This window comes from Chryseobacterium endophyticum (assembly GCF_056333165.1).
Genome location: NZ_JBWGXE010000002.1, coordinates 662,125 through 676,040 on the forward strand (window position 1 = coordinate 662,125; position 13,916 = coordinate 676,040).

Annotated in this window: 14 protein-coding genes and 1 other RNA gene; 1 reads left to right on the forward strand and 14 read right to left on the reverse strand. The window is 37.6% G+C overall.

Annotated elements, in window-relative coordinates:
• Nucleotides 1-47 precede the first annotated feature (47 nt).
• From AC0N32_RS07430 to AC0N32_RS07475, 10 genes are all read right to left on the reverse strand, one after another.
• Complete coding sequence (locus AC0N32_RS07430; RefSeq protein WP_476393222.1) at nucleotides 48-626, reverse strand: glutathione peroxidase; 579 nt, start codon at nucleotides 624-626, stop codon at nucleotides 48-50.
• 12 nt (nucleotides 627-638) lie between these two features.
• The gene (locus AC0N32_RS07435) at nucleotides 639-1,304 is read right to left on the reverse strand and encodes a histidine kinase (RefSeq protein ID WP_476393223.1); all 666 of its coding nucleotides are present in this window, start codon (nucleotides 1,302-1,304) and stop codon (nucleotides 639-641) included.
• 293 nt (nucleotides 1,305-1,597) lie between these two features.
• Nucleotides 1,598-2,320: a 3-deoxy-manno-octulosonate cytidylyltransferase gene (gene kdsB, locus AC0N32_RS07440; protein WP_476393224.1), complete on the reverse strand. Its 723-nt coding sequence runs from the start codon at nucleotides 2,318-2,320 to the stop codon at nucleotides 1,598-1,600.
• Between the two features lie 79 nt (nucleotides 2,321-2,399).
• The gene (locus AC0N32_RS07445) at nucleotides 2,400-3,653 is read right to left on the reverse strand and encodes a pyridoxal phosphate-dependent aminotransferase (protein ID WP_476393225.1); all 1,254 of its coding nucleotides are present in this window, start codon (nucleotides 3,651-3,653) and stop codon (nucleotides 2,400-2,402) included.
• 24 nt (nucleotides 3,654-3,677) lie between these two features.
• Nucleotides 3,678-4,583, reverse strand: a complete 906-nt coding sequence (locus tag AC0N32_RS07450; RefSeq protein WP_476393226.1) for a hypothetical protein — start codon at nucleotides 4,581-4,583, stop codon at nucleotides 3,678-3,680.
• A 15-nt stretch (nucleotides 4,584-4,598) separates the two neighbouring features.
• On the reverse strand, nucleotides 4,599-6,314 hold the full coding sequence (locus tag AC0N32_RS07455; RefSeq protein WP_476393227.1) for a phospho-sugar mutase: 1,716 nt from the start codon (nucleotides 6,312-6,314) through the stop codon (nucleotides 4,599-4,601).
• 217 nt (nucleotides 6,315-6,531) lie between these two features.
• Nucleotides 6,532-7,233 (reverse strand): GIN domain-containing protein, encoded by a 702-nt coding sequence (locus tag AC0N32_RS07460; RefSeq protein ID WP_476393228.1) that lies wholly within the window; start codon nucleotides 7,231-7,233, stop codon nucleotides 6,532-6,534.
• A 7-nt stretch (nucleotides 7,234-7,240) separates the two neighbouring features.
• Nucleotides 7,241-7,969: a DUF3667 domain-containing protein gene (locus AC0N32_RS07465; protein WP_476393229.1), complete on the reverse strand. Its 729-nt coding sequence runs from the start codon at nucleotides 7,967-7,969 to the stop codon at nucleotides 7,241-7,243.
• 2 nt (nucleotides 7,970-7,971) lie between these two features.
• Nucleotides 7,972-8,922, reverse strand: a complete 951-nt coding sequence (locus AC0N32_RS07470; RefSeq protein ID WP_476393230.1) for a glycosyltransferase family 2 protein — start codon at nucleotides 8,920-8,922, stop codon at nucleotides 7,972-7,974.
• Nucleotides 8,923-8,939: 17 nt separating this feature from the next.
• Entirely contained in the window at nucleotides 8,940-9,539 is a 600-nt protein-coding gene (locus tag AC0N32_RS07475; RefSeq protein ID WP_476393231.1) for a DUF4199 domain-containing protein, read from the reverse strand.
• 131 nt (nucleotides 9,540-9,670) lie between these two features.
• On the opposite strand from AC0N32_RS07475, the gene ffs reads away from it, so the two are divergent.
• Nucleotides 9,671-9,768: signal recognition particle sRNA small type (gene ffs, locus AC0N32_RS07480), an RNA gene on the forward strand.
• A 105-nt stretch (nucleotides 9,769-9,873) separates the two neighbouring features.
• Here the strand turns inward: ffs and AC0N32_RS07485 are convergent.
• The 4 genes from AC0N32_RS07485 to AC0N32_RS07500 all read right to left on the reverse strand — a co-directional run bounded on the left by AC0N32_RS07485 (nucleotide 9,874) and on the right by AC0N32_RS07500 (nucleotide 13,838).
• The gene (locus AC0N32_RS07485; protein ID WP_476393232.1) at nucleotides 9,874-10,560 is read right to left on the reverse strand and encodes a metal-dependent hydrolase; all 687 of its coding nucleotides are present in this window, start codon (nucleotides 10,558-10,560) and stop codon (nucleotides 9,874-9,876) included.
• A gap of 71 nt (nucleotides 10,561-10,631) precedes the next feature.
• A complete protein-coding gene (gene menA / locus AC0N32_RS07490; protein WP_476393233.1) occupies nucleotides 10,632-11,561 on the reverse strand; it encodes a 1,4-dihydroxy-2-naphthoate octaprenyltransferase in 930 nt (309 codons plus the stop codon).
• 70 nt (nucleotides 11,562-11,631) lie between these two features.
• On the reverse strand, nucleotides 11,632-12,468 hold the full coding sequence (locus AC0N32_RS07495) for a 1,4-dihydroxy-2-naphthoyl-CoA synthase (protein ID WP_072882452.1): 837 nt from the start codon (nucleotides 12,466-12,468) through the stop codon (nucleotides 11,632-11,634).
• A 221-nt stretch (nucleotides 12,469-12,689) separates the two neighbouring features.
• Nucleotides 12,690-13,838 (reverse strand): pseudouridine synthase, encoded by a 1,149-nt coding sequence (locus AC0N32_RS07500; RefSeq protein WP_476393234.1) that lies wholly within the window; start codon nucleotides 13,836-13,838, stop codon nucleotides 12,690-12,692.
• Nucleotides 13,839-13,916 lie beyond the last annotated feature (78 nt).

Consider the following 13,916-nt stretch of genomic DNA (forward strand, 5'->3'; position numbering starts at 1 on the left):
CATTGTTATATTGTTATATTGTTATATTGTTATATTAAATCATTTATTTATTTCAGGTATTTTGTAATCGCTTCATCCGTCGGTTTTGTCGTGCTTACGAAAGAATCGATCAGCTTTCCGTTTTCATCAATCAGGAATTTGGTGAAGTTCCAAAGGATGGTCGTATTTTTTACGCCGTTAAGATCTTTTTCAGTTAAATATTTAAAGATTGGTGCCGTATCCTCTCCTTTCACAGAAACTTTTGCAGCCATTGGGAACGTCACGCCGTAGTTTTTCTGGCAGAAAGCACCGATTTCTTTGTTGGTACCCGGCTCCTGCCCTCCGAAATTGTTGGCAGGAAATCCTACAACGACCAGTTTATCTTTATATTCCTGAGAAACCTTTTCAAGATCGGCATACTGAGGGGTAAATCCGCACTCTGAAGCGGTATTGACAACCAGGATTTTTTTTCCTTTAAAATCTGCAAAGTTGATTTGTTTCCCTTCTTCCAGGGCATCAACTTTAAAATCATAAATCGATTTTCCCATAAGTTCTTTGGTTTTGGCTTTGGATGCATCACTTTTTTTCTGTGCACAGCTGTTGAAAAATGCGACAAAAGATAGCAGCAATAAAAATATTTTTTTCATAATAATTAAACTTTATTTAAACTTAAATGTATTGGCAGGGAATACTTTGTTGATATCGACTCTGCTGATCAGCATGACATAATCGCCGTCTTTTTTAGCGGTCGAAGATTCAATCCTGAAAGGCATAAACAAATTCCCGACCTTTTTATAATCGGAGTACACCAGAGTTTCATCTTTTTTAATTTCTTTTAACAACATATAATTGTTTGTATCGAAATAGTAGATGTTTTTGTTTACGTTTTTCGTTAATTCTACTTTATGACAGTAAATATTTCCGATTTTTTCTTTTCCGAGATATTTTGCTTCAAAACCTTTGCTTTCCCAGTCGATAAAATCGTTATCAAAACTTTCGGAAACGTAATCCGGATACTCCTGGACCTTGTTGGTTGCATAGTTCATGGCATATCCTTTTGTTCCGTCATACCCTTCAATAGCGGTGTCTTTTCCTCCGATGGTAATGACGGTTTTGGTAAGGTTTGGCCGCTGCTGATAAATTTTTATCGGATATTCATCTTTTATTCCTAAGATCACTTTCCCTTGCAGCAATACGGAATTTAAAAGTTTCCAGTTGGTTAATCCTCCGGACAATTCGATGTTTTTATCAATAATTTCCTTTGCAGTCTGTGCAAAAATTGAATGTGAAAATACCAGGACGAAAACTAAAAGTAACTTCTTCATTAATTTTTTTTATAAATTCAAATATAAGGTTTTTTTAATTTGAAAGCGGCAAGTGAGACAATTTGAAACATAAGAGTTTCTTTAAATTCCTCAATAATTTTTAGACCTTTACTCAATGTGACTATAAATAAACAAAGTTTATTCTTAATTTTCAACATTAAGAAGTTGAGTTGAATAATGCTAATATGAGATTAAGAAATCAATATGTTGATTTAAAATAAGTTAATTAAGAAAATAACTCTTAATTCCTTAATATTAAAAATATATTTTCAAATTACCGGATCAGCAAATTTTCAGATTAATTTCCTTGCTTTCTCCAGATCTTCCGGGGTGTCAATTCCCACGCCGACAAAATTGGTTTCTATCATTTTGATTTTCATGCCATATTCGAGATAACGGATGCATTCTATTTTTTCTGAAATTTCCAGCGGCTTCATCTCGAGCTTTGAGAATTGCAGAAGCGCATGTTTTCTGAAAGCGTAAACGCCGATATGTTTAAAATAATCCACATCAAAAGAAATTTCCCGGTGAAAGGGAATCACGGAACGGCTGAAATATAAGGCAAAACCATTATTGTCCGTAATGACCTTTACATTATTTGGATTTTCAACTTCTTCTTTTTCAGTGAGTTTTATTTTTAAGGAAGCCAAAGAAATCTTCTGGTTTTCATCTTTATGAAAAACTTCAATCAGTTGTTTTAAGGGTTCCAATTTAAGAAACGGTTCATCTCCCTGGACATTGATCACAATATCACAATCAATGTTTTGCACGGCCTCTGCAATTCTGTCGCTTCCGGTTTCGTGTTGCCCGGTCATTACTGCTTTTCCGCCATTTTCAGTAATTTCATTAAAGATAATTTCCGAATCGGTAGCCACAAAAACTTCATCAAACAAACCTGTTTCCACAACATTCTGATAGGTTGTCATAATAACGGTTTTCTCGCCCAGCATCTGCATAAGCTTGGCGGGAAAACGACTGGCTTCATAACGTGCGGGAATAACTGCGATGATTTTCATAGGTCAATGTAACAGTTTAAAAATCTAACAGTGTAGCAATTGGTAAACTGCTAAACTGCTAAATGGGTATATTATAATATTATTTTAAAGCGTTCAAAGCATTTTCCAGCTTCGGCATCATCACTTCAATTTCGTCGATGGCCAAACCACCTACAGAGGCTCTGAACCAAGGCTCGGATTTTTCTTCTCCAAAAGCAGAGAAAGGAACTAAAGCAACTCCGGCATCATTAATCAGGTAAAATACCAGATCAGAAGAGTTTCCGATTACCATTCCGTCGGGTTTTGTTTTCCCGATATAATCTAATTTGATGGTAAGATAAAGGGCTCCCATCGGCTCGATGCTGTCTACGGCAAGGCCTTTTCCTTTAAGATCCTGGATTCCTGCATGGAGAACTTTTAAGCTGGCTTCTAATTTTCCTTTGAAATCTTCAACAAAAGCATTAACCTCTTCAGGATTTTCATAATACTTTGCGGTGGCTTCCTGCTCCGGTTTTGGTGCCCATGCTCCAACGTGGGTTAGAAGGGCTTTCATTTTATCCATAATATGAGCCGGGCCAAATCCCCAGCCTACACGAACTCCGGTCGCCGCAAGGCACTTGGAAATCCCATCGATGTATACCGTATACTCCTTCATTTCAGGGAAAAGAGACACCGGATCTACGTGTTCAGCTCCAAAAGTAAGGTTAGAATAAATCTGATCATACATTAAATATAATGGCTTCTCATCTTCACCTCTTTTTTTGTTCTCCGCTAAAACCAGTTCGCAGATCTCTGAAAGCTGTTCTTTGGTGAACATTGTTCCTGTTGGATTTAATGGCGAACAAAGAGCCAATAAAACGGTCCTTTCCAAATGTGGTCTCAGATCATCAGCTGTAGGAAGGAAATTGTTTTCAGGAGTTGTTTTTACCTCTACCGCATTTGCAGAAGTAAGGTATGCATAGTGGTTATTATTCCAGGAAGGAATCGGGTACACCACTTTATCACCTTCGTCAACGATTGTTTTATACACTGCATAAATCAAAGGCCTGGAACCTGCGGTAATAAGAATGTCGTTTGGAGAATAATCCAGGTTCCATCTCGATTTAAGGTCTTTGGAAACTTCTTTTCTTAAAGATAAAAGTCCGTTAGCAGGCGGATAATTTGTCAGATTATTCTGATACGCTTTCTGAATCTCCTCCTTCAGCTTTGCAGGGATAGGATAAATATTAGAATTAAGATCACCAATCGTAAGGTTGGCAATCTCCGCTCCTTTTGCCTTTAAATCGTTTACTTCATTACCAATTTTTACAATTTCAGAACCAATCAGGTTCGCCGCTAATTTTGAAACTTTCACTTTATTTTTATTTAAATTTATTTACTATTTTTCTTCAATAGCTATTCTTTTACGAATCTCTTCATCAGGAACTTTTGCATCAAGCATATTCATTAATGCTTTTGCTTTTTCAGCCACATAAGAATCCGGATATGTCCTGATGATTCTATTGAATTCTTTCCTGTTTTCATCATACAATTTGCCATCTGCATGCTCATAGGTTGGTGTGTTATCCATACCAAATAGATAATCGGTCAGATAATTATCATATATTTTCTTCACTCGCGGAATTAAGGGACTTTGATGATATTTTTTTATAAAATTTTCCCAGAAAACCGTCCGGTCACCCAGCTCCTTCCAGGAAATCACTATTCCTGCATCGGCACTGTAAATATCCCTGCTTTCTTTGGCCAGCTGTTGGATATAGCTGTTATAATCCGGTGTAACCTTATTTTTAAATATTGAAAAATAATGGTGGGGTACAGACCAGATCTCCGTATAGCCTTCTCCTACTTCCCTGAACTCAAGATCTCCTGTTTTAAGCTGAGCTCTCAGTTTTCTCACATTTTCCGGAAACTTGTAGCTGTTGGTTTCAGGATCATAATAATTAACATAATCTATCAAAATCTTCATTAAGTTTTCACTTAAACAAAGAATATATTTTTCACGAATTTTGATATAATCTTCATATAATTTATTATTGTGTTCCTGCGAATTAAGCGCAGCTTCCTTTACTGTTTTATTTTCATACCAATTAACAGCCTTAATATAATCTTCCGTTGTATGTGAAGTCAGGCATACCGTATCAACGGGTTTCAATAATTCTTTTTTAATTTCTGCTTTCGAAACCGTATCATTTTTTATTTTCTTTTCAGAAACTTTTAATGTCTCTTTTTTACATGAAAAAATAGAAACCAAAAGAATAAAAGCTGCTAAACTTTTTTGTATCATGAATAATTCTGAAAATTAATCTAATTTCAAGTCTTTTCTTACTTCCTGGATTTTTGCTTCCAGCGATTTTAATTTGTCCCTGAAATCCGCTTCAGAAGCCACCGAATCTTTCACGGAAATATAAAATTTGATCTTCGGCTCGGTTCCGGAAGGTCTTACGCAGACTTTTGTTCCATCCTGAGTGTAATAAATCAACACATTCGATTTCGGAATATCGTTCATCACCTGTTTTTCATTTTTTGAAATGATGAAATTCGTCTGTTCCTTAAAGTCTTTCACTTCTTCCACAGGCGAACCTGCCAGTTCTTTCGGAGGATTTTCACGGAAGTTTTTCATCATATTCTGGATTTCTTCTGCGCCGTCTCTCCCCTTTCTTACGAGGTTTACAAGTCCTTCATAGTACATTCCGGTTTCCTGGTAAATTTCGATAAGGTATTGATACATGGTTTTTCCGTTGGCTTTGCACCAGGCCGCAATTTCACACGCAAGAACGATACTTCCGCAAGAATCTTTATCCCTCACAAAATCCCCGGTCATAAAGCCAAAGCTTTCCTCACCACCACAGATAAACTTTTCTTTTCCTTCCACGTCACGGATCATTTTTCCGATCCATTTGAAACCTGTCAATCCAACTTTACACTGAACCCCGAATTTTTGGGCAATGTCAAAGAAAATATCTGAAGTAACAATCGTTGAGCCGATGAATTCTTTTCCGGTAATTCGATTCTGCTTTCTCCATTCGTTTAGAATGTAATACGTTAAGATTGTATTACACTGATTTCCATTTAATAACTGAATTTCACCATCAAGATTTCTTACTGCAATGCCCAGTCGGTCGCCATCCGGATCTGTACCGATCACGATGTCTGCATTGGTAATTTTAGCCAAATCCAGAGCCATTTCCAACGCTGCAGGTTCTTCAGGGTTCGGAGAATCTACGGTCGGAAAGTTTCCGCTCGGGATCATCTGTTCCTTCACAAGATCAATTTTTTTGAAACCTGCTTTTTCCAGGGCTTTCGGAACCGTAGTGTATGTTGTCCCGTGAATGGATGTGAAAACGATATTTAAATTTTCTTTTCCAACGTTCTGATAGGTAGAATTTTCAATGCAGGCATCGATGTAGACATCATCCTGCTCTTCCCCGATCCATTCGATGAGATCATCATTTCCGTTGAATTTAATTTCTTCAAATTTTACCGAAAGAACTTCTGCGATAATGGCTTCATCATGTGGCGGAACAATTTGTGCACCGTCGTTCCAATACACCTTATATCCGTTGTATTCCGGTGGGTTGTGGGAAGCTGTCAAAACAATTCCTCCGTGACATTTTTTATCTCTTACGGTGAATGACAATTCCGGAGTCGGCCTGTGATCTTTGAAAAGCAATACTTTAATTCCGTTTGCCGTCAAAACATCCGCAACCAGTTTTCCGAATTCTTTTGAATTATTTCTTACATCATAAGCAATCGCCACTTTAATTTCTTCATTGGGAAATTGCTTTAACATATAATTCGCAAGTCCCTGTGTAGCTTGCCCTAACGTATATTTATTTAAACGATTGGTTCCAACCCCCATAATTCCTCTCATTCCTCCTGTTCCGAATTCCAGCTCTCTGTAAAAAGAGTCTTCAAGATCCGGTGAGTTGCCTTCAATTAATAATTGTACAGCATTTCTCGTTTCCTCATCAAATGATTCGTGTAACCAAAGTTTTGCTTTTTCTAATGTTGTCATATCTGTATTTCGTGTGTTTTTGGGCCGGAAGTTAGAAGATGGAAGTAAGAAGTATTCCAGCTTCAAGTTCATACTTCAGCCTATTTATTATTTTTTTTTGTTTTCTAAGCTTCTTAAACTTAGAATTTTTATCACATGTTTGTATTCGAATAGTGCTTAAAACAACTTACATGATCGGAGTAATAACAAACTTCCATCATCCATCATTATCCAGCATCTACTCCAGCTTCTTATTCTCCACCCTTGCGTCTTTATCTATTTTAAAAGCCCGGATCGGATCATTGTAATATATAAATTTCGCCGTGTTCTGAATATGTCCTTTTAAAGAATCTTTCACATTTACTTCTGCATAATTCCCGTTTTTGGAATCAATATTCAGGTTTTCGATTTTCCAGTAAGGAGCGATCAGACTGGCTGTATCGGAGATTTTGATCACCGCATATTTGGTTTGTCCTAAAAAGTTGGCCCTGCTGCGGTTCAGCATTTCTACTTCTGCTCTTCTTGTATTTACCGAACCCATAAATGTAGCAAAATTCTTTAAATTCAGCCTAAAATTATCGGTCTTAATTTCACTGGAGATATTCATTTCTACCGAATCCGAAATAGCAACTTTCTCCAGATTATACTTTGAGTAAATGGTTATATTATAAAAATCCACACCCTTAGTTCCACGCTTTTCTTTGATCGTTAAGGTTTTATCCTTTACGTCAACATCAAGATTACCAGCTACATTGGGATAAGTTTCAATTTCCACAAAATTTTTCGCTCCTCTTGCATAAAAAACCCGGAATTTTCCTTCGAGATCAAGATTTACAAACTCCTCAACATCAACATCTTTTGTTTCTATATTTCCTTTTGGAGAAACCTTGCCACAGGAAACTACCGCTACTAAAATGAATGTGTAAAATATATTCTTCATATTTAATTTAAAATATTTCATACAAGACTAAACCTATAACCGAACTTTCAATTCCCATTAAAATATAAAGGACTACTACTCGCCAGGCTATGCCCAGTTTTGTATAGGAGCTTTTAAAGGCATTCCAATAGGTCACTGCCGGGAAAAGAACAGAAAGTCCGAATATGATTTTGTCAATGACGAAAAAAACCTTTGAAACAGGTTTCCACAAGCCGATCAGACTTACCATATCATCCAGCAAAAATAAGATTAAAATTCCTAAAAGGCTTACAGTTCCAATGATAAAATGCTCGGCAATATTTAATTTTATTCTCCTGAAAATAAAGTAACCATTAGCAGCCAGCATCGGAATGATCACGAATAAAATCGCCTTGGAATATTTTGAAAGAAAATCCTTCACTCCAGAATCTTCGGCTAACGTTTCAGGAGAAGCAAATTTTTCATAATAATGCAGTCCCAATACATTAAAACTGAAAAGAACCAGTAACAATGGGATAAAATTGTTGTACCTGATTCTTTTTCCTGAAATATAATTCATGGCCGTATTTCCAGGTCTGAATAAAATATTTTTTAAAGTGTAGAAAAATTTGGCTTCAAAATGCCAGACTGATCCCAGAATATCATTTCTGATCAAAGAATGTGGAGTTATTCTTGCTGTGTCGGTTTTCTGTCCGCAATGAGGGCAAAACTCATCGGAAACTGAATGACCACAGTTCAAACAACTCTTTTTATTCATTTTTAAATCACCTCGTCAATATTATAGTTTTTATGTTCTCTATTGGTTCTGATGATCATTTCTCCTAAAAACCCTGCCACGAAAAGCAACGTTCCCATAAGCATCATCGTCAAAGCAATATAAAACCATGGATTATCGGTAATTAAATGTCCGTAAATTCCTCTTGCAACATCAATCAGTTTTGAAACCCCTAACCAAAGTGCCGAAAGAAATCCGACAATAAACATCAAAGTTCCAACCGCACCGAAAAAGTGCATCGGTCTGCCGCCGAAACGACTTACAAACCAAAGAGTTACCAAATCCAGAAAACCTCTGATAAATCTTTCGGTCCCGAATTTTGAAGTTCCGTACGGTCTTGCCTGATGCTGAACTTCTTTTTCCGTAATTCTTCTGAAACCTGCATTGGCAGCCAATACCGGAATATAACGGTGCATATCTCCATACACGTCGATGGTTTTTACCACCTGCTTTTTGTATGCTTTCAGTCCGCAGTTGAAATCATGAAGGTATACTCCTGAAACTTTTCTTGCCGCAGCATTGAAGAGTTTTGACGGCACATTTTTCGTCATCACGTTGTCAAAACGCTTCTTTTTCCAGCCGGAAACGATATCGTAGTTTTCATTCACCACCATGGAATATAATTCCGGTATTTCTTCCGGAAAGTCCTGAAGATCGGCATCCATGGTAATAATGACGTCACCGTTGGTTCTTTCAAACGCAGCGTGAAGCGCCTGGGATTTTCCGTAATTTTTAGAAAATTTAATGGCATGGATCTGCGGGTGCTGAACTTTCATGTTTTCAATAATGCTCCATGACAAGTCTGTACTTCCGTCATCTACAAACCAGATTTCGTATGACAAACCATTGGTTTTACATACATTATCAATCCGGGAAAAAAGCTCTTCCAGAGACGCTTCTTCGTTTAATAACGGAATAACTATAGATAAATTCATTTAATTCTGATAAAAAATTATTCTTTGATTTCTGTTTCCTGGTAGATGGTTTTCGTTCTGAAAAACGCTCCGAAAAACAACGACAAAACTACGTAAAATATAAGTATCGCAGCAAAATATCCCGAAAAATGACTTGCCGTAAGCATATCTTTTCCTTTAACGGCTTCAGGGGTAAAGCTTTGAATCCTTTCCTTGTATTTCTGGTCGAGCTCATCGATATCTTTCTGATGCTTTAAAATTTTTCTGGCAGAAGTATATTCTTTGTCCAGCTCAGATTTCTGTCTTGTTACATACTGGTAATTTAACAGCTTTTTAGCATCGGTATCGACAAAATTCAGAAATGCATAAATACTTAAAATGGATAAAACTCCACCGATAAACATAGGAACAAAAGCTCTGTTGAAAGCTTCTTTGAAACTTACCACTTTGTGGCTGCTCCAATATGTTTTTACTGACCAAAAAGCTGCTCCGGCATAAATAATGGGCAATATGAAAGCATTGGCTTTCAATGAAATATCAAAATATTCAACTCCTGAAAAGAAGTAATACACTACGAAAAAAACGATCATCGTAGCTCCAAATAATAAAATTCCTAATGTGGAAGGGCTTTTTGTCATATCTAAATTTTTAGAAAATTTCTTAAAAATTATTGCTCTTAATGTCAGCAATTTAGCACTGCCAGAGCTTTTTTTCAACTAATTTTCTTTAATAACACTTTTAATTTTATAAAATATTCCTATCTTTGCAACGGCAAGTCCTAAACAACCAGCTCCTGAGAATCCTCCAGGGTGGGAACGCAGCAAAGGTAATCGGTCGTAGCGGTGTGATTTAGGTAGCTTGCCATTTTTTTTTGGTTTAAGTTGAAGAGAGGTAATTTGAAAATTATCTTTTTTTGTTTTTAAATCATTCAGCATTTTCATTCTGATCTTCAAATTACCTTTCAATATTTATTTAAAATTCGAACTCCTCGCCCAGTTTAGGTAAAACAAGTTCTACATTTTTATCTGCAAAATGCTTCATGGCACTTTCATGATTGATCTCAATCGCAGGAAAAGTATCGAAATGACACCCGATTACTTTAGGCGTTTTCAACAATTCTGCTGCGGCAAAAGATGCTTTTCTTGCACACATCGTGTAGTGGCTGCCAACCGGAAGGATAGAAAGATCCAGTTTGCCGTACAATCTCGGGAATAGCTCCATATCTGCCATTACGCCGGTATCGCCTGCCATATAAAGGTTTTTACCTTCAGGAAGCCTGAAAATATAGCCTACCGGAACACCGCCATAGCTTCCGTCCGGAAATGAGCTGGTGTGGTGAGCCGGAACCATAGAAATTTTCAGATCATCGATTTTTGCCGATCCTCCTAAATTAACATCGTCCTTATTTTTAGCGCTTTTAAAATAGCCACAGATTTCAGGGACCGCAATAATAGTTGCTTCAGGGTGATGCTGTAAAACCTCCTCTACATCGGCGATATGGTCTCCGTGTGCATGGGTCAACAGGATATAATCGATTTTCTGAGCAGAAATATCGAATCCTGATTCCGCTTTTTTGTAATTGTAAAAAGGATCCGATAAAATCGTTTTGTCTTTATAGGTGAACAAAAAACAGTTTTGTCCTAAATATTGTATTTTCATTTTAATTTATTTTGAATGTTTAATAGAGTATATAGGCAGGTTCAGCACAATAATGCTAAAGCAATTTTCTTTTAATGAAAAAAATTAAGTCCCAGAGCGGTAAGCACAGCCATCATGAAAGTCATGATCCCCACCTGTTTTAAAAACGGATCGAGCTCTCTCGGATTTTTAACCGCCATGATCTGTCTTCTGATTTTCATTAACGGAAGCATCAGAACCATAACGATGAAAACATAGTAATTCTGAGTCTGAAAGAACCCGTTCACGGCTAAAAACATCAACATGAGAAGTAAAGGAAGCTGTAACAGAATCATCTCGTAGATCATCGCATTTTTAAACCCGATTCTCAGCGCAAAACTGTTTTTCCCGGATAATTTATCACTTTCGATATCCCTCATGTTATTAAGGTTTAAAACCGCCATACTCATCATTCCTACCGCTGTTCCCGGCAAAAGCATATCCCAGCTGAATGATTTTGTAAATAAGAAATAACTTCCGCAGACAGAAACCAATCCGAAGAAAACGAAGACGAAAATATCTCCCAATCCCATATAACCATACGGCTTTTTTCCAACCGTGTAGCCGATGGCCGCCAGGATACTCGCAACACCCAGGCCTATAAAAATGTAAAATTCATTCATATAATCCGGAATGAAAGCCACATACAGTAAAGCGACCGTTGCTGCAAAAGATAAAACCGAAAGCAGAATCACTGCATTTTTCATCTGTTTTGCCGTGATCTTTCCTGAAGCCACTGCCCTTGCTTCGGCTTCCGTCGCTCTTTTGGCGTCGGTACCTTTTACCCCGTCCCCGTAATCATTTGCATAGTTTGATAAAACCTGATACAACAAGGTCACTAAAAGTGCCAGTGCAAAAATTTTCCAGTCCCATGTTCTGCCCTCGCCATACAGTCGCCATTTGGCAATGAAAGCGCCCATGATAATTCCACTTAAAGAAAGCGGTAATGTTCTAAGCCTTGCGGCTTTTATCCAATCAGTCATAATTTATAATTGATAAGCGATAACTGATAAATGATAATCAATCATCATCTATCAATGATCATTTATATTTTTACGATATCCATTGATCTTCCCCGAAATTTGGTTTTCTTTTTTCAAGAAAAGCATTCCGTCCTTCTTTGGCCTCTTCTGTCATGTACGCAAGGCGGGTCGCTTCTCCTGCAAATACCTGCTGGCCAACCATTCCGTCATCCGTAAGGTTCATGGCAAATTTCAGCATTCTGATCGAAGTCGGAGATTTGGCTAAAATTTCCTGCGCCCATTCGTAAGCGGTATCTTCAAGCTCTGCGTGAGGAACTACTTTATTGACCATTCCCATTTCGAAAGCTTCCTGAGCGGAATAATTTCTTCCTAAAAAGAAAATCTCACGGGCTTTCTTCTGCCCTACCATTTTGGCAAGATATGCGGAACCGTAACCGCCATCGAAGCTTGTTACATCGGCATCGGTCTGTTTAAAGATAGCATGTTCTTCACTGGCTAAAGTTAAATCACAAACGACATGAAGCGAGTGTCCTCCACCGACAGCCCATCCCGGAACCACGGCAATCACAACCTTCGGCATAAAGCGGATGAGACGCTGAACTTCCAGAATATTCAGACGGTGTCTTCCATCTTCTCCCACATATCCCTGGTGTCCCCTTGCTTTTTGATCGCCTCCGCTGCAGAAAGCCCAGCCTCCGTCTTTAGGACTCGGTCCTTCACCGGACAGCAGGACAACCCCTATAGAAGGATCTTCATAAGCATCATAAAAAGCATCGTACAATTCTGAAGTTGTTTTCGGCCTGAAAGCATTACGGACTTCAGGTCTGTTGAAAGCTATTCTTGCGACACCATTGGATTTTTTATACGTAATATCTTCGTATTCTTTGGCGGTTTTCCACTCGATCATTGTTGTAAAATTTTTCCCAAAGATACGGAATTGCATAGAATTTTAACCTTGATTTCTGACGATAATGATGGGAAAAAGTACAGTTTTGAAGATAAAAAATTAAATTAAATACATTTTAGGATTAAAGCTGAAATTAAATTGAACAAGCAGAATTTAAAGCTAAAATCCGGGCATAAAAAAAGACGCTCATCCTGCGCCTTCTTTATTTATAAATACTTCAATTAAAGCATTTTAAGATTGTTTACTTCCAATTCTGTAAGGATTCTCCAGTGTCCTCTCTTGATATTTTTCTTGGTAAGCCCGGCAAACATCACCCGGTCAAGCGCTTCCACTTCATATCCTAATCTCTGGAAAATCCTTCTGATCACACGGTTCCACCCTATGTGGATCTCTATTCCGACTTCATTTTTAGGTTTTCCTTCAATAAAAGAAATCTGGTCTACTACCGCTACGCCTTCATCCAGACGGATACCTTCGGCTATAAGCTTCATATCTTCATGGGTAAGCTTTTTATCTAATGTTACATGATAAATCTTCTTCGCATCAAAAGACGGATGCGTAAGCTTTTTGGTCATGTGCCCGTCATTTGTTAAAAGAATAACGCCTGTTGTGGAACGATCCAGCCTTCCTACAGGAAATAAACGGTAAGGTGAGGCGTTTGCCACAAGATCCATTACTGTTTTTCTTGCTTTATCGTCTTTAGTGGTAGAAATATAACCTTTTGGCTTATTTAAAAGAACATATACCGGCTTCTCAGGAGTGATACTTTGTCCGTCGAATACCACTTTATCGGTTTTCTGAACCTGGTATCCCATTTCGGTCACTACTTTTCCGTTTACCTCAACAAGTCCCTGTATAATAAGATCATCGGCTTCTCTTCGGCTGCAGATCCCTGAATTGGCGATATACTTATTCAGACGGATTGTGTCTTTATGTACGTCTTTCTCAATTTTGCTCAATCTTCTTTTCTGTACAAAAGATTTGTTTTTATCTTCCCGGTTTTCGGTTCCCGGTCTCTTTCCGTATTTCAGGCTGCCTCTTTCGTATTTATCTCTGGTATCGAAATTATTGGGTCTGCTTCCTCCTCTTTTCGGTGCAGATTTCCCAAAAGATTTCTTTGCTTCTCCTGCACTGGTTATAAAAGGTTCCTGCTCAGTTTTTCCAAATTTCTTATCCATTCGAGCCTGGTAACTGGTGTCACCGCTTCTTCTCGATTCTGAATTTCTTTCTCCTGCTTTAGGAAAAGATTTTTTAAAAGGTTTTGATTCTGAAGAATTTCCAGATCTGGAAGCACGAGAATTATCAGAATTTTTCTTGTTTGAAATTCTTGGTCTCTTTGGTCGTTCTGAATTATTATTATCTCTGCTCATTCTAAAAATTTCTGCAAAGATAGTATATTTAATAACGAGTTAAAAATTAAGAATCATAACTTTGCAATACGTCTCATG

Excerpts from the sequence above, each read along its gene's own strand:
- AC0N32_RS07430 (WP_476393222.1), bottom strand. The coding sequence starts at position 626 with ATGAAAAAAATATTTTTATTGCTGCTATCTTTTGTCGCATTTTTCAAC.
- AC0N32_RS07435 (WP_476393223.1), bottom strand. The coding sequence starts at position 1,304 with ATGAAGAAGTTACTTTTAGTTTTCGTCCTGGTATTTTCACATTCAATT.
- kdsB (WP_476393224.1), bottom strand. The coding sequence starts at position 2,320 with ATGAAAATCATCGCAGTTATTCCCGCACGTTATGAAGCCAGTCGTTTT.
- AC0N32_RS07450 (WP_476393226.1), bottom strand. The coding sequence starts at position 4,583 with ATGATACAAAAAAGTTTAGCAGCTTTTATTCTTTTGGTTTCTATTTTT.
- AC0N32_RS07455 (WP_476393227.1), bottom strand. The coding sequence starts at position 6,314 with ATGACAACATTAGAAAAAGCAAAACTTTGGTTACACGAATCATTTGAT.
- AC0N32_RS07460 (WP_476393228.1), bottom strand. The coding sequence starts at position 7,233 with ATGAAGAATATATTTTACACATTCATTTTAGTAGCGGTAGTTTCCTGT.
- AC0N32_RS07465 (WP_476393229.1), bottom strand. The coding sequence starts at position 7,969 with ATGAATAAAAAGAGTTGTTTGAACTGTGGTCATTCAGTTTCCGATGAG.
- AC0N32_RS07470 (WP_476393230.1), bottom strand. The coding sequence starts at position 8,922 with ATGAATTTATCTATAGTTATTCCGTTATTAAACGAAGAAGCGTCTCTG.
- AC0N32_RS07475 (WP_476393231.1), bottom strand. The coding sequence starts at position 9,539 with ATGACAAAAAGCCCTTCCACATTAGGAATTTTATTATTTGGAGCTACG.
- AC0N32_RS07485 (WP_476393232.1), bottom strand. The coding sequence starts at position 10,560 with ATGAAAATACAATATTTAGGACAAAACTGTTTTTTGTTCACCTATAAA.
- menA (WP_476393233.1), bottom strand. The coding sequence starts at position 11,561 with ATGACTGATTGGATAAAAGCCGCAAGGCTTAGAACATTACCGCTTTCT.
- AC0N32_RS07495 (WP_072882452.1), bottom strand. The coding sequence starts at position 12,468 with ATGATCGAGTGGAAAACCGCCAAAGAATACGAAGATATTACGTATAAA.
- AC0N32_RS07500 (WP_476393234.1), bottom strand. The coding sequence starts at position 13,838 with ATGAGCAGAGATAATAATAATTCAGAACGACCAAAGAGACCAAGAATT.